The sequence below is a fragment of the Amycolatopsis vancoresmycina genome (assembly GCF_000716785.1).
Classification (GTDB): Bacteria; Actinomycetota; Actinomycetes; order Mycobacteriales; family Pseudonocardiaceae; genus Amycolatopsis; species Amycolatopsis vancoresmycina.
On record NZ_JNYY01000006.1, the window covers coordinates 442,302 to 467,656 of the forward strand.

A 25,355-nucleotide genomic window follows, 5' to 3' on the forward strand; every position below is an offset into this window, starting at 1 on the left:
TGCGCCTGGCGGGCTCCTTTGTGCTCAGCCTTGGCGCAGCGTCGTGACCATCGCTTCGACGGCGATACGTGGCTTGACGTTCAGCTCGATCGCGTCCCGGCACTCCAGCACCGCTTCGAGCCGGCGGAGCGTCGACTCCGTCGTCCAGGACGAGGCCGCTTCGCGGATCTGGTCGGCGTGGTCCGGGTGGTTGAGCGTCGCTCCGGAGCGGGTCGTCGTCACCAGGACGTCGCGGTAGAAGCCCGCGAGGTCGACCAGGGCGAGGTCGAGCGTGTCGCGCTGGGTGCGTGTTGCGCGGGACTTCTGCTTCTTCTCGAGCTGCTTGACCGCGGCTTCGGCGGCGCGCTTGGCGCCGGCGACGCCCTTGCCGACGCCGTCGCCGCCCATCGCCGTGCGCAGCTCGTTGCGCTCGTCTTCGTCGCGGGCCTTGCTGGCCTCGCCCGCGTCCGCCTCGGCCGCGCTGATCAGCTGGTCGGCGCAGGTGAAGACGTCGCTCATCCGGCGGAGGCCGAGCGGGATCCGCAGCACGGTGGCGCGGCGCTGCCGCGCGGCCTCGTCGGTGGCGAGGCGGCGCGCGCGGCCGACATGGCCGCCGCACACCGAAGCCGCCCAGTGCGCGCGTTCGGCGTCGACGTTGTCCCGCCGCATCAGCACGTCGGCGATCGCCTCCGGCGGCGGCGTCCGGAGCGTCACCAGGCGGCAGCGCGAGCGGATCGTCACCGAGACGTCCTCGGGGTGGTCCGAGGGCGCGCAGAGCAGGAACACCGTGCGGTCCGGCGGCTCCTCGACGGCCTTCAGCAGGGCGTTCGACGCGCCTTCGGTGAGCCTGTCGGCGTCCTCGATGATCACGACCTGCCAGTTGCCGGTCGTCGGGCGGCGCGCGGCGGCCTGCACCAGCGCGCGCATCTCGGCGACCGAAATGGACAGTCCTTCCGGGACCACCAGCCGGACGTCGGCGTGCGTGCCCGCCATCGTCGTGTGGCAGCCGGGGCAGGCGTCGCAGCCCGTGCCGGTGCTGCACTGCAGGGCCGCGGCGAACGTCCGGGCGGCCACCGAGCGGCCGGAGCCGGGCGGCCCGGTGAGCAGCCAGGCGTGCGTCATCGCGCCCGGCGGGGCGGGCTCGCCCGCGATGATCTTGGCGGCGGCCGAAGCGGCCGCGCTCAGCGTTTCGACCGCAGGCTCCTGGCCGACCAGCTGGTTCCAGACGCCGATGCGTTCGGTCGTCGTCACTTCGCCTCCACGCGAGGCACTTCCGGGGTCTCGACGGGCAGGGTCTCCAGTGGCAGGGTGACCGGCTTCTCCGTCGTCGGCGCCAGCGCGGACAGGCGGCCGACGAACACGGCGCGCAACGCGGTGCGGATGCGCTCGGCGACCTCGGTGTCGGTGCCGTCGGCGTCGATCACGACGTACCTGTCCGGGTCGGCCGCGGCCATCTCGGTGAGCAGGTGCTGGACGCGCCACTGGTCGTTCAACGCGGCCGACTTGTCGCGCGGGGCGCCGTTCGGGGCGGCGTCCAGCAGGACGGTCAGGTCCGGGCGCAGCCGGCCGGTCGCCCAGTCGGCGAGGCCTTCGAGCTCGTCGCTGTCGAGCCCGGCGACGGCGGACAGGTGCGCCAGCGGCGAGTCGACGAACCGCTCCATGACGACCACCGAACCGGCGTCGAGCGCCGGCTGGACGTGCCGCTCGACGATGTCGGCCCGCACCGCGGCGGCGGCCAGCGCCTGTGCGCGCGCCCCGGTGAGCGAGGCACCGGAGACGAGCGCGGTGAGCCGCTGGTCGTCGAGCGCGGGGTCGGCGGCGACGACGACCGGCCGGGTGCCGCCGCGCAGCCAGTCGGCCAGGTTGACGGCCTGGATCGCGGTGTTGATCGCGGTGGTGCCCTCGACGGCGATGAGGAAGCCGTTGACGCGCCGCGGCGTGCGGCGCAGCGCGTTGCGCAGGTCGGCGAGGATCGGCTCGGTGCGCTTGTCGTCCATCTGCCGGTAGGCGAAGAGGCCGGCGACCAGCGCGATCACGGCGCCGCCGAGCATCACCGGCCGCGTGCCGTCGATGCTGAGCTCGCTGCCCCAGACGGTGACGTTGCGCTGGTGCACCAGGCCGACCAGCAGCGGCACGGTGACGGTGGTGCCGAACAGCACCAGCTTCATCATCAGCTGGTAGATCGCGTTGATCCGGCCGCGGATGGCGTCCTCGACGCGGGACCCGATGATCGTGACGCCGGTGAGGAACGCCGTCCCCGCCCAGATGCCGACGAAGAACACCGCGACCAGCGAGAAGGCCAGGTGCGGCGACAACGCCACCACCGTCAGCGAGACCGCGGCGGCGACGATCGAGATGCCGAACAGGCGGTCGTGCGCGAGCCGCCGGGCGAGCTTCGGCGCGGTGGCCATGCCGGTGGCCAGGCCGAGGAAGACGGCCAGGACCAGCAGGTTGAACGCCGAGTCACCGGCGAGCAGGCTCGAGGAGTACGGCTTGGCCGAGCCGATCACCGCGCCGCCGGCGGCGAACGCGCCGAACGCGCCGACGAGCAGGCCGCGCACGAGCGGCGTGCTGCGGATGAACCGGAAGCCGTCGGCGATCATCTGGCCGACGCCGAACTTCTCCTCGTCGGCCGCCTTGACCTTCTGTTCCGGCAGCGCGTGGACGTTGCGCAGGGAAAGTTCGGGGATCCGGGTCGCGAGGATGATCGCGCTGGCCAGGTAGAGCAGGCCGGTGATGATGACGACGAGCTTGGCGATGCTGAGGCTCGCGTTGTCGCCGAACAGGTGGAAGGTCGTGTTGACGCCGGTGATGATCGCGTTCGCACCGGCCGCGGTGATGACGGCGAGGCCGTAGGTCATCACCATGCCGAGCTGGTTGGCCGTCTCGACCTGGTCGGGCCGGCGGAGCAGGTTGGGGACCGCGGCCTCTTTCGAGGGGATCCACATGCTCGACGCGCAGCCGACGAGGAAGTTGCCGACGAGCAGCCACCACGGCGCGCCGACGATGGCGATGGACAGCAGGAAGCCGCACCGCAGCAGGTCGGCGACGACCATCACCTTGCGCCGGTCGAACCGGTCGGCGAGCAGCCCGCCGATCGGCGCGAACAGCAGCCCCGGCGCCAGGCCGGTCAGCACGACGCCGACGAAGGCGAAGTTCTGCGCGAAGTAGTTGTCCGTGAGCTTCGTGGCCAGGCCGGTGAGGGCCAGGATGTTCAGCCAGTCGGCCACGCTGCACAGGTACGTGACGCCCCAGAGGCGCCGGAACGGTTTGATCGCCAGTACCCGCCGGACCCGGTTGATCGTGGACGCCTCGGCGCCCGACGACGCACCCGGACCGGCCCCGGGTACCGATCGCACGCCCTCGCTGATACGCCCACCCCACTAGTCACCGCGGTGCCGGACGCCCTCGCGCGAGAGCCCGACCGTGAAGTCAGGGTAGCCCGATCGGCCCTCGGCGCGCGGCACGGCCCCGTGTGGTGACCAGCGAAGGAACGCTAGTCGAACAGCCCGGTCACGCTGCTGACCAGGCTGGACACCATTTCGATGGCGACGAAACCGAACACGATCAGCAACGCGACGGCGAGCATCACCCCGGCCGCACTCGACGACGGCCGGTTGAAGGCCGGCATCGTCACCGACGGCATCCGCGGCAGCCGCCGCCGCTTGACGGGCACGACATCGACGTCGTCGACATCGTCCTCGGCCAGCGGATCCTGCCGCACGGGCCGCATGATCTGCGGCGGACGGCTCGGCCAGGTGCTGCGCTGCCGGTTCCGCTGCCGCGGCAGCAACCCCATCGGCGGCTTGTCACCGAGCGTGCCGGCCGGCGGGATCGCCACCGGCGTCTTCACCTCGGCGTCCTTGTCGTCGCGAAGCGTTTCCTCGACCATCCGCCGCACGGCCTCTTCGTCGGGCTGCACCGGCCCGGCCACCGGGATGGCGGCGGGCTCGTGGCCATTCGCCACCGCGCCGCGTGGCTCCGGTGCCGCGGTGACCAGCCCGGATACCGGGTCGGCGAACATCTCGCCAGGTGCTTCGGACAGAGTGCCGTCGCGCTGAGTGAGCTCGGGGGCATTGAAGAAGGGAGCCTCACCGTTCGCGCTCATGGTGACCACCTCACTACTGAATGTCCTCGCCTTTCCAGGGTAGCGACGCTGGCGGATAACGCATCCGCCCAATGGCTCTGTCTCCAGTGGATGGTCCGTCACGCAGCGCAAGCCCGCGCCCGAACCCCCTGCAGTGTCCAGTCCGCCGGTGGTTCGGTCGACCGCCAATGGTGACAGATCGTAGTGAGACCGATCACAGTGGCGGTTGCGGGCGGTTGGCCAGTGACTGGCCGTGGGTGGCCAGTTTGCCGGGTGAGGGTCGGCCGGTGGATGGGGCGCGGTGGAGGGCCTCGAGCCGGACCGAGCCGAGCCGGGCCGGACCGAACCGGGCCAAGCCGCGCTGGGCCGGATCGGGCTCGCTGCGCCGCGTTGTGCGCCAGCCGCACCCACGCCGTCCGGTCAGCCGGCTCTTCCTTCCCTCCTCCCCCTCCCCCTCCCCCTCCCCGCCCCTTGTCTCATCGCTCGCTCAGGGCATCTCCTCCTGCCCGAGGTCGATCATCTTCCGGCACCAGTCGCGGAGCATTCCTCGGCTGAAGGGGCTCAGGACCAGCTGGCGGCGGCCCTCTCCTCGGTCCAGGGCGGCCAGTGCGAACCGTCCCAGGTCCGTGTCCACCAGGACGAATCCGTGGTCCGGGAACTCTGCGCACAGGCCGCCGAAGGCCAGCATGTCCAGGACCGCCGTTCCCGATCTCGGGCGGGCCAGTAGCTCGCGCATTGCGCCCACGTCGTCGTCCTGGCCGTCGTGGACCAGGCCGTCCGCGTCCACCGAGAGCCAGATCGCCCTGGGTGAGGCGCCGAACGGGACCTCCGGCAGCTCGGCCACCAGCATCTCCGGCAGCTCGTCGAAGTCGGCCAGGTGGATCGCCGTGCGGCCGGGGAGGGAGCCCATCATGAACGCCCTTTCCCCGTCGGCGTAGCACCGGATGTCCGCCATCTCCGGTCCTCCGTCGAACACGCCGCACAACGCCGCCCGGACCGAGCCGCGCAGCATCAGCGACACCACCTCGAAGCCGATCTCGTTGAGCTCGCCGTCCTCGCCGAACGGCGTGCCGTCGATCCACGCGGCCCACGCCATGTGCCGCTCGACCTCCGCCACCAGGTCCGCCGGGTCGTCCGATACCGGGCCGTGCACCAGGATGTCGTCGTCGCTGACGTCCGGGTTGTACAGCCGGTCGACCGGCTCGCGGTCCGGCATCGCCGCCAGCACCGGACCGGCCGCCAGCTCCAGCAGTTCACGCGCTGCTGTGCGCTCAGCCATGCCGTCGCCTCTCGTCCGGGGCGCGCTCGTCGGCCTCGGTGGCCTCGGCTGCCGGCTGCGCGGCCGCCTGTCGCTGGTGGGGGACGCCGCTGTTCTGCTCGGCGGCCGCCAGGATCGCCTCGCGCACGGTCAGGTCCCGCGGGGCCGCCGCGACCACCCTGTCCACGCCCTCCCCTTCCGTTGTCCGCACCGCTCCTTCCTCACGCATGGCTCTGCACCGCCTCGACGATCCACTGCTCGGCCGTGCTCCGGGACGCCGGACCCCACGTCACCGTCCAGCGCCCGTTCCGGGCCACCGCCGCGCTGAACTGGTAGCGGCCCAGGTCGTTGTCCACCAGGCCGAACGCGCCGTGCGGGTACTCGGCCAGGATCGCGTTGCGCACCGCGAGGTCGACCAGCACCGTGCCCAGCCGCGGCCGGGCCGCGCACTCCCGGATCAGCTCGACCGCCCGCTCGCACCGGTGCGGGATCAGCCCGCGCTCGTCCGTTTCGATGCGCAGGTGCTCGCCCGGCCCCGGTGGCCGGTCGGGCAGGCCGTCGAACACCCAGCCCGGCAGCTCGCTGAGGAAGCCCGACCGCAGCCGCGCGCGGTTGCCCAGCTTGTGCAGGACCGTCGTGTAGTCCTCGTCGCCGAAGAACCGCACCTCCCACGGCTTGGCCCTGGCCGGGAAGACGCCGGTGACGACGCCGCGGATGAAGCCACCGCGCAGCGCCCGGTACAGCCCGACGGCTTCCGCGGTGACCTCGCCGCCCGGTGCGAGGCCGATCGCCGCCATCCCGGCGACGAACCGCGTGTACTGCTCCACCTCGTCCGCGAGGCTCCGCGCGGACGGCGGCGAGGGGTGCCGGCCCGGCAGCGGTCCGGTGTCCGCCAGCACCGGCGGGATCTCGAACTCCGGGTCGTAGAACTCCATCACCGAGGGCCGCTCCGGCACCTCGGCCGAGAGCGGGGCGATGACCTCGTCGATGACGTCGAAGACGGCTACTGCGTTGCTCACCCCTTGATTGAACACCCTGGCACCGACAATTTCTCGCACATATGTTCGAGAGGGTGACATGGTTCGGTGAGCGGTCGGCGAGCGGCTCAGCCATGGTCCGGCACCCGCCCTTCGACGAACTCCGCGAGCCGGTCGACGCTTCCGGGCAGCCACCAGAACCGGCGGTGGCCGCCCCTCGGTCTGCTCAGCGCCGCCAGGTGACGGCCGCGGTCGTCGTCCACGAACGCCAGCACGTCCCACGGCCGCTGCTCGCCGTCGCGCGCGATGTCGAACTGGACGGTGCCGAGCCGGGGCCGCCGCAGGTCGTCCATCAGGTCGAGGACGAGACAATCCTGTCCGGGCCCGAGCACGCCGCGCTCGTCGGCGTCGAGGTACAGGCCCTCGCCTGGCCCCGGCGAGAGCGGCTCCAGGCGAGCCAGCGCCGCGTGCAGCACCTTCGCCACCGAGCCCGGCGAGGACCCGAACAAGCGCACGCCGTCGCCTGCGATGCCGAAGGTGGTCCGGTCGTCGTAGAACGCCGAGGTCCACGGCTCGCCGGACATCGCGACGGCGACGCCGCAGACGCCGCCGCTGCCGACGAAGCCGGGCAGCGACCCGATCAGCTCCAGGGCGGTGGAACTGCCGGCGGCCGCCGCCCGGACCGGCTTCAGGATCTTGGTGGTCACCGTGTGCACGGTGCGTGGTGTTTCGGTCACGCGTCCATGGAACCCGGCACCACCGACAATTTCCCGAACATGCGTTCGAGGTGTCACTCGAAGGTGTGACGTCGAGGGCCTCCCACCAGGGGAGACCCTCGAGCCGCGGTTACTTGGCCTTCGTCGCGGTCGAGCTCGACCGCTTGGCCGTGGTCGCCTTCTTGGTCGTGCCCGCCTTGACCGTCTTCGCCGTCGTCGAAGCCGGTTTACGCGCCGGCGCCTTCCGCTTCGGCGCCGGGCCCTTGGCCCGCTTCTCCGCCAGCAGCTCGGACGCCCGTTCCGCGGTCAGCGACTCGATGTCGTCGCCCTTCCGCAGCGTCGCGTTGTACTCGCCGTCGGTCACGTACGGGCCGAACCGGCCGTCCTTGACCACCATCGGCTTCTTCGACACCGGGTCCTCGCCGAGCTCCTTGAGCGGCGGCTTCGCGGTCGCGGACCGGCCACGCTGCTTCGGCTCCGAGTAGATCTTCAGCGCTTCTTCGAGGGTGATCGAGAAGAGCTGGTCCTCGGTCGAGAGCGAACGCGAGTCCGTGCCCTTCTTCAGGTACGGCCCGTAGCGCCCGTTCTGCGCCGTGATCTCGTCCCCGGACTCCGGGTCCTTGCCGACCACGCGCGGCAGCGACAGCAGCTTCAGCGCGTCGTCCAGCGTGATGGTCTCGATGTCCATCGACTTGAACAGCGAGCCCGTACGCGGCTTCGGCGCCTTCGCCTTCAACGCCTTCTTCTGCGCGGCCGTGGCGTCTTCGGGGATCTCGATCTCCGGCAGCACCTCGGTCACGTACGGCCCGAAGCGGCCTTCCTTGGCGACGATGTCGTGCCCGCTCACCGGGTCGGTGCCCAGCGTGCGGCCCTCCTGCGGGGTCGCGAACAGCTTCTCCGCGATCTCCTGCGACAGCTCGTCCGGCGGCAGGTCCTCGGGCAGGTTCGCGCGCTGCGACTCGCCGTTGACCTCGCGCTCGAGGTACGGCCCGTAGCGGCCGACGCGGACCACGACCGTGTGCCCGTCCGCGTCGCTGAACAGCGGGATCGAGTTGATCTCGCGCGCGTCGATGTCCTCGACGCTGCCCTCGACCAGCTTCTTCAGCCCGCCCAGGCGGCCGATCGAGCCGTCCACGCCCATGTCGCCGCCGAAGTAGAACTTCGACAGCCACTGCGCGCGCTGCTCGTCACCGGCCGCGATGCGGTCGAGCTCGTCCTCCATGCCGGCGGTGAAGTCGTAGTCGACCAGCCGCTCGAAGTGGCGTTCCATCAGGCCGATCACGGCGAACGCGACCCACGACGGAACGAGCGCGGAGCCCTTCTTCCAGACGTACCCGCGGTCCTGGATGGTCTTGATGATCGACGCGTACGTCGACGGACGGCCGATGCCCAGCTCTTCCAGCTTGCTGACCAGGCTCGGCTCCGAGTACCGGGCCGGCGGCGACGTGGTGTGGCCGTCCGGGTTCAGGTCCGACGCGGTCAGCGCCTGGTCCTTCTCCAGCACCGGCAGGCGGCTCTGCTTGTCGTCGGCCTCGCCACCGGTCTCGGTGTCGACGGCTTCGACGTACGCCTTGAGGAAGCCCGCGAAGGTGATCGTGCGGCCCGAAGCGGCGAAGGTGCACTCCTCGCCCGAGGTCGCGTTGCCGACGATCCGCACGGACATCGTGGTGCCCTTGGCGTCCGCCATCTGCGACGCGATCGTGCGCTGCCAGATCATCTCGTAGAGCCGGAACTCGTCGGTGTCCAGCTCGCCCGCGACCTGGCCCGGCGTCCGGAAGACCTCGCCCGACGGCCGGATCGCCTCGTGGGCCTCCTGCGCGTTCTTCACCTTGCGCGTGTACTGGCGCGGCGACGGCGAGACGTACTCCTTGCCGTACAGCTGCGTGGCCTGGCTGCGCGCGGCCGAGATCGCCGACTCCGACAGGGTCGTGGAGTCGGTACGCATATAAGTGATGTAGCCGTTCTCGTACAGCTTCTGCGCGATCCGCATGGTGCGCTCCGAGGTGAACCGCATCTTGCGGCCCGCCTCCTGCTGCAGCGTCGACGTCATGAAGGGCGCGTACGGCTTGCGCGTGTACGGCTTCTCCTCGACGCTCGAGACCTTGAAGTCACGCTGCTTCAGCGCTTCGGCCAGGCGCCGCGCGTCGGCCTCCGCGAGCACGCGGACCTCGGTGTTCGACGCCTTCAGCTGCCCGTCCGAGCCGAAGTCGCGGCCGGTGGCCAGGCGCGCGCCGTCGACGGCGACGAGCCGCGCGGGAAAGTTTCGCGGCGAAGCGTCCTCGCCCGCGTCCATCGTGGCGGAAATGTCCCAGTACGACGCCGAGGTGAAGCGCATGCGCTCGCGCTCCCGCTCGACCACGATCCGGGTCGCCACGGACTGCACGCGGCCCGCCGAGAGCTTCGGCATGACCTTTTTCCACAGCACCGGCGAGACCTCGTAGCCGTAGAGGCGGTCGAGGATGCGGCGGGTCTCCTGGGCGTCGACCAGGTCGGCGTCCAGCTCACGGGTCGAGTCGGCGGCCGCGCGGATGGCCTGCTCGGTGACCTCGTGGAAGACCATCCGGCGGACCGGGACCTTCGGCTTCAGCGTCTCGAGCAGGTGCCACGCGATGGCCTCGCCCTCGCGGTCGGGGTCCGTGGCGAGGTAGAGCTCGTCGACGTCCTTCAGCAGGCCCTTCAGCTCGGTGACCTTGGACTTCTTGTCCGGGGTGACCACGTAGAGGGCCTTGAAGCCGTTGTCGACGTCGACGCCGAGCCGCGCCCACGCCTCGCCCTTGTACTGGGCGGGCACGTCGGCGGCACCGCGCGGCAGGTCGCGGATGTGCCCGACGGAGGACTCGACGACGTAACCGCCGCCGAGGTAGGGCGCGATCTTGCGGGCCTTCGTCGGCGACTCGACGATGACCAGCCGCCGGTGCCCGGCGCCGTTGCCCGCCGAGGCTCCGTTCTTCTTGGTCCGTGCTCCTGCCACGCTGTCCTGCTCTCCGCTCATCTCGTCCCGCCGCCGCGGGACTGCACCACGTCCCTGCCAGGGCCCGTGTCTCGACCTGCCAGTGTGCACGCTGTTCCGGCCCGGACGGCGCGGAGGTGGCCCAACACGCCGCCGGTCCTGTGCCCAGCGCATCGCCGCTGACCTCGACGATGTTTCCCCAACGTACCTGCCACGTGATTTCGGCCACGTCCCGCGCAGCCTAGCGCGTGACCGTCCGGATACCCTCCGTTCGACGGTGGTGGGCACGGGGACGTCACCGCTTCACTGGTTTCCCCGCCCAGCCGAAAGGATCCGCCATGACCCGACGCCTGCTCGGCGCCCTGTTCACCGCTGCGACCGCCACAGTATTGCTGGGTGTCACTCCGGCGAACGCGGCCGCGGCGAACTTCGCCGGCACCGTGGCCCTGTCCAACTGCTCGGGGTCGGTGGTCAAGCCGGCCGCTACACCCGACACCGCGCCCGCGCTCGTCATGTCCAACGGGCACTGCCTCGAAACCGGTTTCCCGGGGCCGGGCGAGGTGATCACCAACCGCGCGTCGAGCCGGACGTTCACGCTGCTCACCGCCAGCGGCAGCAACAAGGCGACGCTGCGGGCCAAGAAGATCGTCTACGGCACGATGACCGACACCGACGTGTCGCTCTACCAGCTCACCACCACCTACGCGCAGATCAAGGCCAGCTACGGCATCTCGCCGCTGGAACTGTCGAACGCGCACCCCTCGGCGGGCGCGGCGATCGACGTCGTCTCCGGCTACTGGAAGCGCATCTACTCCTGCAACATCGACGGGTTCGTCTACCGGCTGAAGGAGGGCAGCTGGACCTGGAAGGACTCGATCCGCTACACCTCCGCCTGCCAGACCATCGGCGGCACGTCCGGTTCGCCGATCGTCTCCGGCGGCAAGGTCGTCGGCGTGAACAACACCGGCAACGAGGACGGCGAACGCTGCACGGAGAACAACCCGTGCGAGGTCGACCAGGCCGGCAACGTCACCGTGCACTACAAGACGAACTACGGCCAGGAGACCTACGGCATTCCCGCCTGCCTCACCGCGGCCAACGAAATCGCCCTCACCCAGGCCGGCTGCACCCTGCCCCGGCCCTGACGCACCCGCCGCACCCGGTCAGGCCGTGCTCGTCGCGGCCTCCGGGTGCGGTTGTGGTTCCGCGCCCGGCCACGCCGCTTCGGCACCCGGCGGCGGCTCGCCGATCAGCTCCAGCAGCGCCTCCAGCCGGCGTTTCCCGGTGACCTTCACGGCCGGGACCTCGGCCTTCGGGCCGGTCAGCTTCGCCGCGACGCCCAACGGCGTCAGCGCCTCGACCAGCCGCTCGTGCATGCCGGGCGCGAGCGGATCGACGCCCAGCAGGTACCCCTGCGTGCCGGGACGGCCACCGGCCAGCGCCCACATCCGCAGCATCGCGCCGCTCAGCCGGAACCCCGCCGGCACCGCCTTGCCCGAGTCGTCCTCGGCCGGGCCCGCGCAGCCCTCACGCAGCCACCGCAGCGCCAGCGGCAGCAGGTCGACCCGGAACGACGTGCGCACCTGCGGGCGGCCGCAGTCGGCCTTCGACACCTGGGCGTCCGCGCCGCGGCAGCGGAACTCGCGCGCCAGGACGTGCGCCCGCCACGGCTCCTCGACGACCACCGACAGCCGGGCGGCGGTGCGCCCGAAGCCGGTGATCTGGCCGTGACAGCACAACAGGCCGGCCAGGTCGCCCAGGCCCGGCCCACTGGCCTCGGCGGAGAAGAGCGAGATCGTCCGATCCACCGCGCTATACTAGAACACAAGTTCGATTCGTGGCGAGCGTCACGGCGATCTTCAGCCGGCCGGTTGATCCAGCCGCCGGCATGCCGGAGCGCGCTGTTCCGCCCCCGCCAGCGCCGGGACGTCCCGGAGGCCCTTGAGGTAGTCGAGGGCGTCGATGCGGTCGAGAGCCGCCTTGGCGTCGCCGAGAGCGGCCTTCGTCGCCGGTGCGTTGCCGCGGACCGTTTCGATGCGCTGGCGCGCGCTCTCGGCCTCGGCGCGGATCTCGGCGAACTGCCGGATGACGTCCTTGCGGCCGGCGTCCGCCGACGGCACCGGCGGCGCACCGAGCGCGTTCAGCCCGGCCAGGCTCTGGTCGAGGCCGCCGACGACGGACGAAAGCAGGTCGCTGGACGTCCGGGACGCCTTCTGCGGCGTGCTCGGATCGACGGCAGGCAGATCCGCGAGGGTGCGGACCAGGTGTGTCACGGCGTCGCAGTAACCGGCGGCCCAGTCCGCCGCGGGATCAGCGTGGGGAACGACGGTCGTGACCGACAGATCCTGGTCGCGCGGCGGCTGCTCCGCGGACGGCTGCCCGCAGCCGACGAGACAGAAGGTGATCGTCGTGGTCAGGGCGGCGAAAACGGTCGGCCGCTGCCGCACTGGCGTACCTCCTGCCCGACGACGTCCCGGCAGGCCCGACGGTACCGACTCGGTGCTGCTTCGCAAGTCGCCGGGCCTTTCTGGGATGGCATGCCCCGGGCCCGGCACGCGTTGGCGCGCGCCGGGCCCGGGGTCACCTTGGAACTCAGGCCTTGATTTCGGCCGGGGTGTCGGAAATGACCGTCCCCCGCCGCTTCGAGACCACGATCGCCGCAACGATCACGGCGACCGCGACCAGCGAAATGATGATGCGGACCGCGGCGTTCTCGTCGGGGCCGATCGAGAACTGCACGACAGCGGGCGCGATCAGTACGGAGACCAGGTTCATCACCTTGATCAGCGGGTTGATCGCCGGGCCGGCGGTGTCCTTGAACGGGTCGCCGACGGTGTCACCGATGATGGTGGCCTCGTGCGAGGACGAGCCCTTGCCACCGTGGTTGCCGTCCTCGACCAGCTTCTTCGCGTTGTCCCACGCGCCACCGGAGTTGGCGAGGAAGATCGCCATCAGGGTGCCGCAGGCGATCGCGCCGGCCAGGTAACCGGCGAGCGCGCCGGTGCCCAGGCCGAAGCCGACCGCGATCGGGGCGAAGACCGCCAGCAGACCCGGGGTCGTCAGCTCGCGCAGCGAGTCGCGCGTGACGATGTCGACGACCTTGCCGTACTCGGGGCGGGTGGTGCCCTCCATGATCCCCGGGATGTCGCGGAACTGACGACGCACCTCGAAGACGACCGCGCCGGCGGCCCGCGAGACCGCGTTGACGGCGAGACCGGAGAAGAGGAACACCACGGCCGCACCGACGATCACACCGACCAGCGTGTTCGGGCTGACGATCTCGTTGACGAACGACTTCGCCGCGTCGAGACCGGTGACCACGCCGGTGCCCATGCCCGACAGCGTCTTCGTGATCGCGTCCGAGTAGGACCCGAACAGCGCCGTCGCCGCGAGGACCGCGGTGGCGATCGCGATGCCCTTGGTGATCGCCTTGGTGGTGTTGCCGACCGCGTCGAGCTCGGTGAGGATCTGCGCGGCCTTCTCGTCGACGTCACCGGACATCTCGGCGATGCCCTGCGCGTTGTCCGAAACCGGGCCGAAGGTGTCCATCGCGACGATGACGCCGACCGTGGTCAGCAGGCCGGTGCCGGCCAGCGCCACGGCGAACAGCGCGATGCCGCCACCCAGCAGGTAGGCGCCGAACACGGCGGCGCCGATCACGAGGGCGGTGTACACAGCGGACTCGAAACCGACCGAGATGCCGGACAGGATGACCGTCGCCGGGCCGGTTTCCGACGTCCGGCCGACGTCCTTGACCGGCTTGTACTCGGTGCCGGTGTAGTACCCGGTCAGCTTCAGGATGATCGCCGCGAGCACGATGCCGATGATCACCGCGACGGTCGCGATGACCGCCGGGTTGCCCGACGTCGAAGCGAATTCCGCGCCGAAGTCGCGGAAGCTGCTCGGCAGGTACACGAACGCCGCGATCGCCGACAGCACCGCGGAAATCACCGCGGAGATGTAGAAGGAGCGGTTGATCGTGACCAGGCCGCCTTCGCCCGCGCGCGCCTTGGTGATGTAGACACCGATGACGGCGGTGATGACACCGATCGCCGGGACGATCAGCGGGAAGATCAGGCCGTGCACGCCGAAGGCGGTGCTGCCCAGGATCAGCGCGGCGACCAGCATGACGGCGTAGGACTCGAAGAGGTCCGCGGCCATGCCGGCGCAGTCGCCGACGTTGTCACCCACGTTGTCCGCGATGGTGGCGGCGTTGCGCGGGTCGTCCTCCGGGATGCCCTGCTCGACCTTGCCGACCAGGTCCGCGCCGACGTCGGCGGCCTTGGTGAAGATGCCGCCGCCGACACGCATGAACATCGCGATCAGCGCCGCGCCGAACCCGAAGCCCTCGAGCACCTTCGGGGCCTGCCCGGTGTAGACCAGCACGACGACCGCGGCACCGAACAGGCCGAGGCCGACGGTGATCATGCCGACGACGCCACCGGTGCGGAACGCGACGCGCATTGCCTTCTCGCGCCCGCCTTCCTCACGCGACGCGGCGGCGACGCGCAGGTTCGCCTGCGTCGCCAGCCACATGCCGAGGTAGCCGATCGCGAACGAGAAACCCGCGCCGACCAGGAAGAAGATCGAACGGCCGATCTTCTCGTTCCAGTCGTCCGCGGGAAGGATGAAGAGCAGGAGGAACACGATCACGCCGAAAATGGCGAGGGTGTTCCGCTGCCGCTTGAGATACGCGGCCGCGCCTTCCTGCACCGCCTTGGCGATGTCCTGCATCTTGGCGGTGCCCTGGCCTGCGGCCAGCACCTCCTTGAGCAGGACGTAGCCGATGACGAGTGCGGCAAGCGCGACCACGGCGACTACACCGACAATCGTGTAGCCACCTCCGGAGAGCGTGATGGACCCGCCCTCCGCGAGGAACTGCCGTGACATTCGTCCTCCAGGAGACGTCGCCGTGCGCCAGCGTCGACGGCAAGCCGAGGGTTCGACACGGCCGGCGCTGGCATGGACCCTGTACCGAGCGACACGCTAGCCGGGCAGCAATGCACGTCTCACATGACGCTCACCACAGAGGGTGTGGATTGCGGGAGTGTATTGGTATCGCAACCAGCGTCTTCACGCCGTCCCGGGGACGGTACATTCCGTTACCTTGTGAGCCTCCTCACTTGAACGATCACTCTGATGCCGATCCGTTGGCGCAGCTGGGGATGGGCGGAACTGTCGTACCCCTGTGCCAAGCTCGGCGGGTGGACGAAACACGTGGGCAGCGGCTGCTGAGGCGGGTGACCGCCGGCACCCCGTCGCGCGAGCACCCGGTCACGCACGTCGCGGACCTGCCGGGTCGCGCCGCGCGCTACGCAGAGTGGCCGTCGTGGGCGGATCCGGCGGTTGTCGCTGCGCTGCGTGACTGCGGGGTTTCGGCTCCCTGGGCGCACCAGGCCGAGGCGGCTTCGCACGCGTACGAGGGCCGGCACGTCGTGGTCTCGACCGGCACGGCGTCGGGCAAGTCGCTGGCGTACCAGCTGCCGGTGCTCTCGCGGCTGGCCGCGGGCGAGAAGGCGAACGCGCTGTACCTGTCGCCGACCAAGGCGCTGGGGGCGGACCAGCTGCGGTCCGTGTCCTCTTTGGACGTACCCGGGGTGCGGGCGGCGTCGTTCGACGGGGACACGCCGATGGCGGAGCGCGACTGGGTGCGTGCGCACGCGAACTGGGTGTTCACCAACCCGGACATGCTGCACCGCGGGATCCTCTCGGCGCACGGCCGGTGGGCGACGTTCTTCCGGCGGCTCCGGTACGTGGTCGTGGACGAGTGCCACAGCTATCGCGGCGTCTTCGGCTCACACGTCGCGCTGCTGCTTCGCCGGCTTCGGCGGGTGGCGGAGCACTACGGCGCTTCGCCGGTGTTCGTGCTTGCTTCGGCGACGACGGCTTCGCCAGCTTCGTTCGCTTCGCGATTGACGGGCGTGCCATGTGTCGCCGTGACGGAGGACGCGTCGCCGCGCGGCGCCCGGACGGTGGCGCTGTGGGAGCCGCCGTTGTTGGAGGAGCTGACCGGGGAGAACGGCGCGCCGGTCCGGCGGCCGGCCGGCGCGGAGGCGTCGCGGATCCTCGCCGACCTGGTGGTGGAAGGTGCGCGGTCGCTGGCCTTCATCCGGTCGCGGCGGGGCGCGGAGCTGGCCGCGCTGGGTGCGCGTCGCATTCTGTCCGAAGTGGACCCCGCGCTGGTGGAAACCGTTGCGGCGTATCGGTCTGGTTATCTTCCGGAGGAGCGTCGCGCACTCGAAGCGGCGTTGTTGTCGGGGCGTCTCCTCGGGGTGGCGACGACGAACGCGCTGGAGCTCGGCGTCGACATCGCGGGGCTCGACGCGGTGGTGCTGGCCGGCTACCCGGGCACGCTCGCGTCGTTCTGGCAGCAGGCCGGGCGAGCGGGCCGGTCGGGCGACTCGGCGCTGGTGGTGTTCGTCGCACGGGACGACCCGCTCGACACGTACCTGGTGCACCACCCGGCGGCGCTGCTTTCGCGGCCGGTCGAGACGGCGGTGCTGGACCCCGCGAACCCGTACGTCCTGGCGCCGCAGCTGGCGTGCGCGGTGGCCGAGCTGCCGTTGACGGTGCCGGAGCTGGAGGTGTTCGGCGGCGCGGCGGCCCTGGAGGTGCTGGCCGAGCTGGCGGAGCAGAAGCTGCTGCGGCGCCGGTCGAGCGGCTGGTACTGGACGTCACGGGAGCGGCCGCACGCCGAAGTCGGCATCCGCGGAACGGGCGGCGAGCAGATCGCAGTGGTCGAATCGGACTCGGGCCGGATGCTGGGAACGGTCGACCCGGGCTCGGCGTGCTTCGCGGTCCACCCGGGCGCGGTGTACCTGCACCAGGGATCGTCGTACGTGGTCGACGAGCTGGACCTGGAGACGGGGCTGGCGCTGGTGCACGCGGAGAACCCGGACTGGACGACGACGCCACGCGAGGTCGTGGACATCTCGGTGCTGAGCACCCAGGAGAAGCAGGACTACGGCGGAGTGAGCATCTGCCTCGGCGAGGTGGCGGTGACATCCCAGGTGGTGGGCTACCTGCGGCGGCGACCGTCCGGGGAGGTGCTGGACCACACGCCGCTCGACCTGCCGGAGCAGAGCCTGCGCACGCGAGCGGTTTGGTACACGGTTTCGGCGGAGTTGCTCGGGCCGGCTGCTGGTGGGGGGAAGGGCTGGCGAGGGAGTTCGCGCGGTACCGGTGGTGGAGGTGCGGAGGGCCCGGCGGCGGCTGACACGGAGGTCGCACCGGATCCGGGCGGCTCGCCCGGCTCTTTGGCGGCGGACTCCGGCGCTGCGGGCGGTTCCGGCGGTGCGGCCGCTGCCTCGGCTGCGGGCGGTGCCACCGACGCGGAGGCTGCGAGCGGCTCCGTGACTGCGGCCGGCGACTCGACCGGGTCGGCGGCCGCGAGGCCCTTCACTACCGTGGCCGGCTCCGCGACTGCGGCCGGCGGTTCGGTCTCTACCGCTGCCGCGAGTGGTGCTCCGGGTGCGAGCAGTTCCGGCGTATCCGGTGATGGCGAGGCGGGGACCGGGGGCCATCGGGTGGGGACCGAATCTGCGGGGCCGGTGGGGACCGGGGAGGAACCCCTGGCGAGCGGTCGGGGGCCCGCTCACGAGGGTGGCAGGACACCGGGGGGTGCCGGACTGGTTCCGGCACGGGTCCCCGGTGCCCTGCATGCCGCCGAGCACGCGGCGATCGGCCTGCTACCGCTGTTCGCTACGTGCGACCGGTGGGACATCGGCGGGGTGAGTACCGCGTGGCACGAGGACACCGGGGAGGCGACGGTGTTCGTGCATGACGGGCATCCCGGGGGTGCGGGATTTGCCGAACGCGGTTATGCCGCGATTGTCCCGTGGCTGGCCGCAACGCGGGAGGCGATCGTCTCCTGCGAGTGCCCGACGGGTTGCCCGTCCTGCGTCCAGTCGCCGAAGTGCGGGAACGGCAACGAGCCGCTGGACAAGGCGGGGGCAGTGGCTGTTCTGGACACCGTGCTCGGGGCGTTGCGTCAACACGGCGCCTAGGACGGCCACATCTTGGCTCATGGAGTTGTGTCCTGCTCCGCCTCGGCCGGGCTGGGACCGGCCGGCGGCGGTGGTGCGGGTGGTTCAGGCCGCGCTGGACTGGACCAGCTGCGGGGCGTGCTCGCCGGCCAGGGCCCGCACGAGGACGTCGTGCACCTCGGCGGCGTCCGGCAGCTGCCAGCCGCACACCTCGGGCTTCACGCGCCAGTGCACGACACCGTGCTGGAACGGCGAAGGCGGCAGCGGGATGTAGCTGTCCTTGCCGTGCCACTGGATGGCGGCGCGCTCGGCCAGCTCGGCCGGAACGCTGTCGGCGACGGTGGTGAGGAACAGCCAGCGGCCGTTCGGCAGCGCGATGATCGGCGCCGGGTGGCCCAGGGCGCGGAGGAGGCGGCAGGCGCGCTTGCCCAGTTCGTCGTCGACCTCGATGGCGTCGAGCACGGTGCCGGTGGCGACGAGCAGGCTGTGCGTGCGGTTGGAGAACCAGGTGGCGACCTCGTGGGCGTGGGTGCCCAGCTGCTCACGCCAGGCGTCACTGGCCGGAACGGGACGGCGCCAGGTGAGGTCGTCGCCGTCGGTGAGCGGAGCGGGGTTGACGCCCGGGAGCACCGGCCAGCCGCGCCAGGCGAGACCGATCGCCTCCGCCCGTAGTTCGATGCGGAAGGCGCCGCGCCAGCTGTCCGGCCAATTCGCGTCCAACATTGTCTTTCCTGCCTTAAGGTTCCGGTTCGCCGCGACCCCGCTAGACCCTGTCGTGGTGTCGCACATCTCACTTAACGGCAAGTTGCACATTGCCCGGAACCCCCGCGCGACAACCGGTGGTTACGAGGCGATGAACGCCCAGTGATCTATACGGCCCGACCGAACGCCCAGGCGCGGATGGACGGTAAACGGCAACCACACACGGACCGTTCATCGTGCGAAAGCCCTGGATTCTTCGGTTTTCGGAGGAGCGGCCGGCGGCCCCGAAGCCGCCCTTCGGCCCAGGTGAGCAGCGGATTCGACCGCTCGCCGTACACCAACGACCGCTGCCCGTGACATTGAGCCGCTCATCGGCCGGCCGGGCGGATCAGCCGGTCATCGCCGCATACCGACCGGTCGGCGTCCGGCGAACGGTGCCGCGGGCGCGAGGCCCGCCGAACGGCGACGGTGGTCGGCCCGCGGGCCGCCGCTGGGCATCGGACGGCCACGATGGGCCAGGCCGCGGGGCCGGTTAGATGCCTCGGATGGCCACGTCCGTCAGCCTGCGGGGCCGGCGCGGGCGCGAGCCGACGAGCGGGGCAGGCCGGCGAGACCGGGGCTGGGTGCCTCCACCTCGACCAGGGCGTCCAGTTGCTGCCATCGGCAGGTCAGGAGCGTGACTCCCATCCGGGTCGTCACCCACCTCGCGCGCTCGCATGCTCCGGTCGGGCCCTCCGCGGCGTGGGAGGCCGCCGCGAGGGCTGCCAGGTCGGCCGCCGACTCGGCTCGGTGGCGGGCGATGACCGTCGCCGCCAGCCAGAACGCCAGTGCCGCTACTCCGGCCAGTGCTGTTACTGACATGGCTGTCCAGATCGTGGCGGCTCCGCTGTCCCGGCCGGGTGCTGGTGGTTGCCGGTCAGCCGGGGGCATTCGCCGCCTCCGTGCCTGGCTCGGCCACCGCGTAGGCCGTGGCGTTCAGGTGCACCGCCGGGAGAAGACCGCCTGCGGGGAGGGCTGTCACCTTGACCGTGATCGTGTCGCCGACGTGCTCGAACGTCAGGTTCGCGCCCGGTGGGGCGATCTGGTGGACCGCTGCCGCGGCCTCGTGCGGTTGGCCTCTGGCCAGCAGCCGGGCGGCCTCGCGGGCCGCGTCCGTGCAGCGCAACTGGCTCGTCAGGGCCGTGAGGCCTGCGATGAGCAGCACGGTCACCACCGTCAGGCCGGCCAGGCCGAGGGCTGCCTCGACGGTCACCGAGCCTTCGTCCCGGCGGCTCATGACGGCACCGACAGCGCCTTCATGACCAGGTTCGTCAGCCACGAGACGACCGAGTCTCCGGTGAGCAGGGTGTAGAGGACTGCGGCGAAGGCCGCGACAGCGACGGTGACGATGGCGTACTCGACCGTCGTGGAGCCGTCGTCCGAGCGGGGTCGGCGGCGGAACGTGCGCATGGGGGTTCCCTTCATTCTTGTGGTCAGAGGAGCGGGCCGAGCCGTCCGGCCAGGCCGAGGACGACCGGCAGCACGCCCAGGCAGAAGAAGGCGGGCAGGAAACACAGGCCGACCGGCAGGGCCAGCGCCACACCGGCTCGTTCGGCTCGCTCCTCCGCCTCGGTGGCCAGCTCGTCGCGGATTCGCCCGGCGAGGTCACCGGCCGACGCGGCGAAGGCTGCGCCCGAACGGGACGTCCGGATCGCCGCGGCCGCCAGCTCGCCGAGGCCAGGGACCGTCCGCACCGGTGCCCATGCCTCGTCCGGCCGGGAGCCGAGGGCGAGCAGCCCGGCGGTCGAGCTCAGCGCCGCGTCGACGGGTGCGGGCGCTGTGCCGGCCACGGCGTCGAGGGCCGACGGCACTGGCAGCCCGGCGCGCAGGCAGGCGGCCAGGAGGTCGAGGGTTCCGGCCAACCGCAGCCTGGCGGCGATGTCCGCGGCCGGTGGACGCGGACGGCGGGTCCGGCGGATCGCCCACCAGCCGGTCGCGGTGAGGATCGCGCCCAGCACCACGCCGGTGATTCCGCCGATCAGGACCGCGGCCGAGGCGCCGCCGAGAGTGGCCGCGATGTGCGGGATGGCGCGAGGCCACTTGCGGGTGGTGTTCGGGGTGCCGGTCAGGCGGTCGAATCGCCGCGTGATGGTGCTGTCCGGCCAGGTGAGTAGTGCTCCGGCGAGCAGGAGGAGGGCGGCCGCGGTCATTGGGCGCGCGCCTTCGCCGTCAGGGCTCGGCACCAGGCTGTGCCTGCCCAGAGCAGGGTGCTGCCCGTGACCAGGAGGAGCTGGCCGGGTGTGCTGGCTGTCAGCACCGGGAGCGGAGCTGCACCCATGAGCTGTCCCAGCAGTACGCACAAGGCCGGGAGGGCCGTCAGTACCGCCGCGCTTGCCTGGGGGCCGGCCAGCTTTGCCCGGGCTCGGCGGGCGAATGTCAGGGCCGCTTCGGCGTCGCGGCGGGTTGCGTCCAGCACGTCGGCCATGGGGAGGCCGTGGCGCTTGGCCAGCTTCCAGGCCGCTGCCAGCTGGGGGAAGGCCGGCACGCTCGGCTCGGTGTCCAGGCGGGCCGCCGTTGCCAGGGCTTGGAGGTCGGCTGCCAGTGGGGGGACCGCGGCCGCTGCTGCTTCCGCTGCGGTTACCGGGTGGGCTCCCGTTCGGAGTTCCGCCACCATTGTCCGCAACGCCGTTGCCGTGTGTGCCGCTGTTGTCAGGTCCGCGGTGGCTCGGTGGTGGGCTCGCCACTCCTGGCTCCACGCCAGCGTCAGTACGCCGGCCGCGATTGCGCCGCCGGGGCCCGCGAGCAGTCCCGCGAGTGCGGCCGGGAGCAGCCAGCGGATGGTGCGCCAGACGTCGGGGATCCGGATCGGCGCTGGCTGCTCGAGCGCGGCCTGGAGGCGGGTCGGTGCGGCCGGCCAGCAGGCCAGGGCCGCTCCCGCGCACAGCGGGACCCATGGGGTGATCATCGCTGCCTCCCGATCAGAAAAAAGATGTCGTGGTGAAGAGATGGCGGTCGACTGTCCAGCGGCCCGTGCGCCACACCGGCACGACCCGTGCCCGGCCGCGCTCGGTGCGGAGTACGCCGACCTCGGCCAGGCGTCGGCGGCCGTCTGGTTCGCGCCGCATGTGCAGCACCACGCGGATCGCCGCGACCAGCTGGCTGTGCACCGCGTCGCGGCCGAGGCCGCCGAGTGCGGCCAGTGCCTCGATGCGGGCCGGCACCTCGGCCGGGGAGTTGGCGTGGACCGTGCACGCGCCGCCGTCGTGGCCGGTGTTGAGGGCCGTGAGCAGGGCGCCGACCTCGGCGCCGCGGACCTCGCCGACCACCAGCCGGTCGGGGCGCATGCGCAGCGCCTGGCGGACGAGCTCGGGCAGGCCGACCGCGCCCGCACCCTCCACATTGGCCGGACGGGCGACCAGGCTGACGAACTGCGGGTGCGCCGGCCGGAGCTCGCCGGCGTCCTCGACGCAGACGATCCGCTCCCGCGGGTCGACCGCGCCCAGCAGTGCGGCCAGGAGCGTGGTCTTGCCCGCGCCCGTGCCGCCGGTGACGAGGAACGCCATCCGCCGCGAAACGACGGTCCGGAGCAGGTTCGCGCCGTCGGCGTCGAACGCGCCCAGTTCGCCGAGGGTGGTGAGGTCGTGCGTCGCCGGGCGGAGGATGCGCAGGGACAGGCACGTGCCGCCGGCCGCGATCGGCGAGAGGACGGCGTGCAGGCGGATGCGGCCGTGGGGGCCGGACCCGGGCAGCCAGCCGTCGACGTACGGCTGGGCGTCGTCGAGGCGCCGGCCCGCCACGAGGGCGAGGCGCTGCGCCAGCCGGCGGACGGATTCTTCGTCGTCGAAGCGGATGCCGGTGCGCTCGAGGCCGGCCGGGCCGTCCGTCCAGACCTCGTCCGGGCCGGTGACGAGCACGTCCGTGGTCGCCGGGTCGGCGAGGAGCGGGGCCAGCGGGCCGGGGCCGACGAACTCGTCGCGGGCCTGGCGGGCTGCGTCGAGCGCGGCGTCGTGGCCGAGGACGCCGCCGGCTTCGGCGCGAACCGCCGTGGCGACGGCGACCGGGTCGGCCTGGCGGCGGTCGCCGGCGAGGCGGTTGCGGACGCGGTCGACGAAGTCGGTTGTCATGAGGTCACCGCCTTGGCTGGGATGCGGGTTGGGATGGCGCTGGCCGTGACGCGGCCGGCTCGCGACGCGGGCCGGGGTTCGGCGGGCGAGCTGCCGGAGCTGGAGGACGCCAGCAACGTCGAGAAGCTCGGCGCGCTCCTAGAGCCTCGGGTCGTCAGGTGCAGGACCGTCGGGAACAGGAGCTCGCCCACCGCGACCGAGTTGGCCTGGCGGCGGTCGCCGGCGAGGCGATTGCGGACGCGGTCCACGAAGTCGGTCGTCATGAGGTCACCGCCTTGGCCGGGATGCGGGTCGGGATGATGCAGGCCGTCACGCGGGTGCCAGCTCTCGGCACGGGGCCGGCCGGGGACAGGCGGGGACGCCAGCAACGTCGAAAAGCTCGCCGCAATCCGGGAGCCTTCGGTCGTCGGCTGCAGGACCGTCGGGAAAAGGAGCCCGCCCACCGCGACCGGATCGGCTTGGCGGCGATCGCCCGCGGGACGGTTGCGGACGCGGTCTACGAAGTCGGTCGTCATGAGGTCACCGCCTCGGCCGGGATGCGGGTCGGGATGACACAGGCCGTCACGCGGGTGCCGGCTCGCGACGCGGGACCAGCCGGCGAGCTGCCGGGGCCAGGCGAGGACGCCAGCAACGTCGAAAAGCTCGCCGCACTCCTCGAGCCTTCGGTCGTCGGCTGCAGGACCGTCGGGAGCAGGAGCTCGCCCACCGCGACCGAGTTGGCCTGGCGGTGGTCGCCGGCGAGGCGGTTGCGGACGCGGTCCACGAAGTCGGTCGTCATGAGCTCACCGCCTTGGCCGGGATGCGGATCGGGATGACACAGGCCGTCACGCGGGTGCCGGCTCGCGACGCGGGACCAGCCGGCGAGCTGCCGGGGCCAGGCGAGGACGCCAGCAACGTCGAGAAGCTCGCCGCGCTCCGGGAGCCTCTGGTCGTCAGGTGCAGGACCGTCGGGAGCAGGAGCTCGCCCACCGTGACCGGGCGGCTCGGCGGGCGGAGGCAGGCGGGCGCGGTCATCGGGACGCCGCCCGGGCTTCGCGGCGGGCCACCGTCAGGACTTCGGCCGCCGCCGTGGCCAGGGGGCCGGATGGCTTGGCCGGGAACTCGCCGCGCTCCACGTCGGCCGACAGGCCGCGCTCCAGGGGCATTGCGGCCAGCAGGGGCGGGCCGAGGAGGGCCGCCGTGCGGGCGGCGGACGCGGCCCTCGACCGTCCACACGCGACCACGCCGAGGCGGGCCGTCACGTCCGACAGGCGGCGCAGGACCTGCTTCGCCGCCATGCACGCCCGGACCTCCGTCGGGACCACCAGGACCACCATGTCGGCCACCGCAACCGCTTCCGTGGCCGCGCCGCCGAGGGCGCGGGGCAGGTCGCACACCACCGTGCGGCCCGAGCGGCGGCCCGCGGACACGACCGCCGACAGCGATTCGACCGCCGGCCCTTCGCCCTCCTTGCCGCACGCGAGCACCGGGAGGCTGCCGCCGCGATGCCTTCGGCGTGGCAGGACCGCCGCCAGTGACGACACCGAGATGCGGCCGCTCAACCGGACGTCCGGCCAGCGGGGTCCGGGTGTCTTTTCCAAGCCCAGCAACACATCCAGGCCGCCGCCGAGCGGGTCGCAGTCCACCAGCAGGGCGCCGCCCGGGTCACGGTCGGCCGCCAGCGCCAGTGCCGCGGCGAAGACGGACGCGCCCGCGCCACCGCGGCCGCCGACCACGCCGAGCACCAGGCCGGCTTCCTCCGCCGGTGTCTCGACGACGTCGGCGAACGCGCCGGCGAGCTCGGTCTCCTCGTCCGGCAACGAGATCACGCGCTCGATGCCGCAGCGGAACGCGTGCTCCCACGTCGCGGTGCCCGGGCTGCCCTTGCAGACCAGGACGACCCCGCCGCGCCGGGGCAACACGGGTGCCAGCCGCACGGTTTCTTCGTCGAGCACCACCAGCGGTGCCCGTGCCCAGTGCCCGCGGGCCGCGGTCAGGTCCGGTGCCCGGTCGAGTTCGCAGCCCGCGACCGCCGCCACGCGCAGTATCTCGTCGAGCACGGTCTCGTCCGCGGCGACCACCAGCGGTCGTTCCCCCGTCATGCGTTCCTCCCCCGTCGTCGGTGCGGGCCGTGGGTGGCCCGGCTTCCACCGTCGCGGGCGGGGGTGGGGCGGCACAACGGGGTGGGCGGCCGGCTGTGGACAAGCGGGGTGTTGTGGACAACTTCCGCCCGGGGAGCCGCTCGGGGACCGGTTCTGTCGGTGGGCCGTGGCAGGATCGCGCCCGCCCGCGACGCACCTGCGGCGGAAATGGGCCGGGATATCCGCATCCGGGTTCGACCACGATCGGCGTCCGGCCGGCGACGGAAATCGCCGAAGGTAAGAAGAAGGCAAGAAGATCAACGCAGCCGGAATCCGGCCGCGGAAAAGAAATCCGGCGAAGGCAAACGGAAGGTAAGAGGGCGGCCCCCGCCAGGGGGGAGGGACGGGGGCCGCCGTGGGTTCAGCCCCGGGGGGTCGGACTGAACCGGCCCGGTTGGACACCGGGCTCCCTCACTGTAACTCCGCCGAGCGCCGGTTCGCGCGCCGGGCGAGGCACACAGTTCGGTAACGGCACGGC

At 71.9% G+C, this 25,355-nt stretch carries 24 protein-coding genes; 2 read left to right on the forward strand and 22 right to left on the reverse strand.

What is annotated here, in order from left to right; translation table 11 throughout:
- Positions 1–24: 24 nt before the first annotated feature.
- The 8 genes from OO60_RS17155 to topA form a co-directional block, all read right to left on the reverse strand.
- A complete protein-coding gene (locus tag OO60_RS17155) occupies positions 25–1,230 on the reverse strand; it encodes a DNA polymerase III subunit delta' (RefSeq protein ID WP_033261648.1) in 1,206 nt (401 codons plus the stop codon).
- Positions 1,227–3,338, reverse strand: coding sequence for a bifunctional MFS transporter/dTMP kinase (locus OO60_RS17160; protein ID WP_004558539.1), 2,112 nt, complete (start codon positions 3,336–3,338; stop codon positions 1,227–1,229). The genes OO60_RS17155 and OO60_RS17160 overlap by 4 nt, the downstream gene beginning before the upstream one ends.
- A 137-nt stretch (positions 3,339–3,475) precedes the next feature.
- Positions 3,476–4,087, reverse strand: coding sequence for a hypothetical protein (locus OO60_RS17165; RefSeq protein WP_240490812.1), 612 nt, complete (start codon positions 4,085–4,087; stop codon positions 3,476–3,478).
- A gap of 466 nt (positions 4,088–4,553) precedes the next feature.
- Complete coding sequence (locus tag OO60_RS17170) at positions 4,554–5,345, reverse strand: hypothetical protein (protein WP_004558541.1); 792 nt, start codon at positions 5,343–5,345, stop codon at positions 4,554–4,556.
- A complete protein-coding gene (locus OO60_RS17175; RefSeq protein WP_240490813.1) occupies positions 5,338–5,511 on the reverse strand; it encodes a hypothetical protein in 174 nt (57 codons plus the stop codon). Before OO60_RS17175 ends, OO60_RS17170 begins: the two co-directional genes overlap by 8 nt.
- Positions 5,512–5,545: 34 nt before the next feature.
- Entirely contained in the window at positions 5,546–6,343 is a 798-nt protein-coding gene (locus OO60_RS17180; RefSeq protein WP_004558543.1) for an ESX secretion-associated protein EspG, read from the reverse strand.
- 86 nt (positions 6,344–6,429) lie between these two features.
- The gene (locus OO60_RS17185) at positions 6,430–7,038 is read right to left on the reverse strand and encodes a hypothetical protein (RefSeq protein WP_004558544.1); all 609 of its coding nucleotides are present in this window, start codon (positions 7,036–7,038) and stop codon (positions 6,430–6,432) included.
- A 109-nt stretch (positions 7,039–7,147) separates the two neighbouring features.
- Entirely contained in the window at positions 7,148–10,009 is a 2,862-nt protein-coding gene (gene topA, locus OO60_RS17190; protein ID WP_205624241.1) for a type I DNA topoisomerase, read from the reverse strand.
- 296 nt (positions 10,010–10,305) lie between these two features.
- On the opposite strand from topA, the gene OO60_RS17195 reads away from it, so the two are divergent.
- Positions 10,306–11,112, forward strand: a complete 807-nt coding sequence (locus OO60_RS17195; protein ID WP_004558546.1) for a S1 family peptidase — start codon at positions 10,306–10,308, stop codon at positions 11,110–11,112.
- Positions 11,113–11,130: 18 nt separating this feature from the next.
- Here the strand turns inward: OO60_RS17195 and OO60_RS17200 are convergent, their stop codons facing one another.
- From OO60_RS17200 to OO60_RS17210, 3 genes are all read right to left on the reverse strand, one after another.
- Entirely contained in the window at positions 11,131–11,775 is a 645-nt protein-coding gene (locus tag OO60_RS17200; protein ID WP_004558547.1) for a hypothetical protein, read from the reverse strand.
- Between the two features lie 51 nt (positions 11,776–11,826).
- A complete protein-coding gene (locus tag OO60_RS17205; protein ID WP_004558548.1) occupies positions 11,827–12,414 on the reverse strand; it encodes a hypothetical protein in 588 nt (195 codons plus the stop codon).
- Positions 12,415–12,559: 145 nt separating this feature from the next.
- Complete coding sequence (locus OO60_RS17210) at positions 12,560–14,857, reverse strand: sodium-translocating pyrophosphatase (protein WP_004558549.1); 2,298 nt, start codon at positions 14,855–14,857, stop codon at positions 12,560–12,562.
- A gap of 275 nt (positions 14,858–15,132) precedes the next feature.
- Here OO60_RS17210 and OO60_RS17215 point away from each other — a divergent pair, with 275 nt between their 5' ends.
- A complete protein-coding gene (locus tag OO60_RS17215; RefSeq protein ID WP_162146245.1) occupies positions 15,133–17,973 on the forward strand; it encodes a DEAD/DEAH box helicase in 2,841 nt (946 codons plus the stop codon).
- 84 nt (positions 17,974–18,057) lie between these two features.
- Here the strand turns inward: OO60_RS17215 and OO60_RS17220 are convergent, their stop codons facing one another.
- The 11 genes from OO60_RS17220 to ssd form a co-directional block, all read right to left on the reverse strand.
- Positions 18,058–18,675, reverse strand: coding sequence for a bifunctional DNA primase/polymerase (locus OO60_RS17220; protein ID WP_004558551.1), 618 nt, complete (start codon positions 18,673–18,675; stop codon positions 18,058–18,060).
- 537 nt (positions 18,676–19,212) lie between these two features.
- Positions 19,213–19,584, reverse strand: a complete 372-nt coding sequence (locus OO60_RS17225; protein WP_081655985.1) for an Rv3654c family TadE-like protein — start codon at positions 19,582–19,584, stop codon at positions 19,213–19,215.
- Positions 19,571–19,906, reverse strand: a complete 336-nt coding sequence (locus tag OO60_RS17230) for a TadE family type IV pilus minor pilin (RefSeq protein ID WP_004558553.1) — start codon at positions 19,904–19,906, stop codon at positions 19,571–19,573. The genes OO60_RS17225 and OO60_RS17230 overlap by 14 nt, the downstream gene beginning before the upstream one ends.
- A gap of 20 nt (positions 19,907–19,926) precedes the next feature.
- Positions 19,927–20,103, reverse strand: a complete 177-nt coding sequence (locus OO60_RS45435; RefSeq protein WP_004558554.1) for a DUF4244 domain-containing protein — start codon at positions 20,101–20,103, stop codon at positions 19,927–19,929.
- Positions 20,104–20,126: 23 nt separating this feature from the next.
- On the reverse strand, positions 20,127–20,843 hold the full coding sequence (locus tag OO60_RS17235) for a type II secretion system F family protein (protein WP_004558555.1): 717 nt from the start codon (positions 20,841–20,843) through the stop codon (positions 20,127–20,129).
- A complete protein-coding gene (locus tag OO60_RS17240; protein WP_004558556.1) occupies positions 20,840–21,598 on the reverse strand; it encodes a type II secretion system F family protein in 759 nt (252 codons plus the stop codon). The genes OO60_RS17235 and OO60_RS17240 overlap by 4 nt, the downstream gene beginning before the upstream one ends.
- A 13-nt stretch (positions 21,599–21,611) precedes the next feature.
- Positions 21,612–22,757, reverse strand: a complete 1,146-nt coding sequence (locus tag OO60_RS17245; RefSeq protein WP_033261651.1) for a TadA family conjugal transfer-associated ATPase — start codon at positions 22,755–22,757, stop codon at positions 21,612–21,614.
- Positions 22,754–23,272: a hypothetical protein gene (locus OO60_RS17250; RefSeq protein ID WP_003081658.1), complete on the reverse strand. Its 519-nt coding sequence runs from the start codon at positions 23,270–23,272 to the stop codon at positions 22,754–22,756. The genes OO60_RS17245 and OO60_RS17250 overlap by 4 nt, the downstream gene beginning before the upstream one ends.
- Positions 23,269–23,535 carry a hypothetical protein gene (locus tag OO60_RS17255; protein ID WP_003081659.1) on the reverse strand — a complete coding sequence of 89 codons (267 nt, stop codon included), beginning with the start codon at positions 23,533–23,535 and terminating at the stop codon, positions 23,269–23,271. Before OO60_RS17255 ends, OO60_RS17250 begins: the two co-directional genes overlap by 4 nt.
- Positions 23,532–23,771: a hypothetical protein gene (locus OO60_RS46475; protein ID WP_155848891.1), complete on the reverse strand. Its 240-nt coding sequence runs from the start codon at positions 23,769–23,771 to the stop codon at positions 23,532–23,534. The genes OO60_RS17255 and OO60_RS46475 overlap by 4 nt, the downstream gene beginning before the upstream one ends.
- Positions 23,768–24,838, reverse strand: coding sequence for a septum site-determining protein Ssd (gene ssd, locus OO60_RS17260; protein ID WP_003081660.1), 1,071 nt, complete (start codon positions 24,836–24,838; stop codon positions 23,768–23,770). The genes OO60_RS46475 and ssd overlap by 4 nt, the downstream gene beginning before the upstream one ends.
- Between the last annotated feature and the right edge of the window lie 517 nt (positions 24,839–25,355).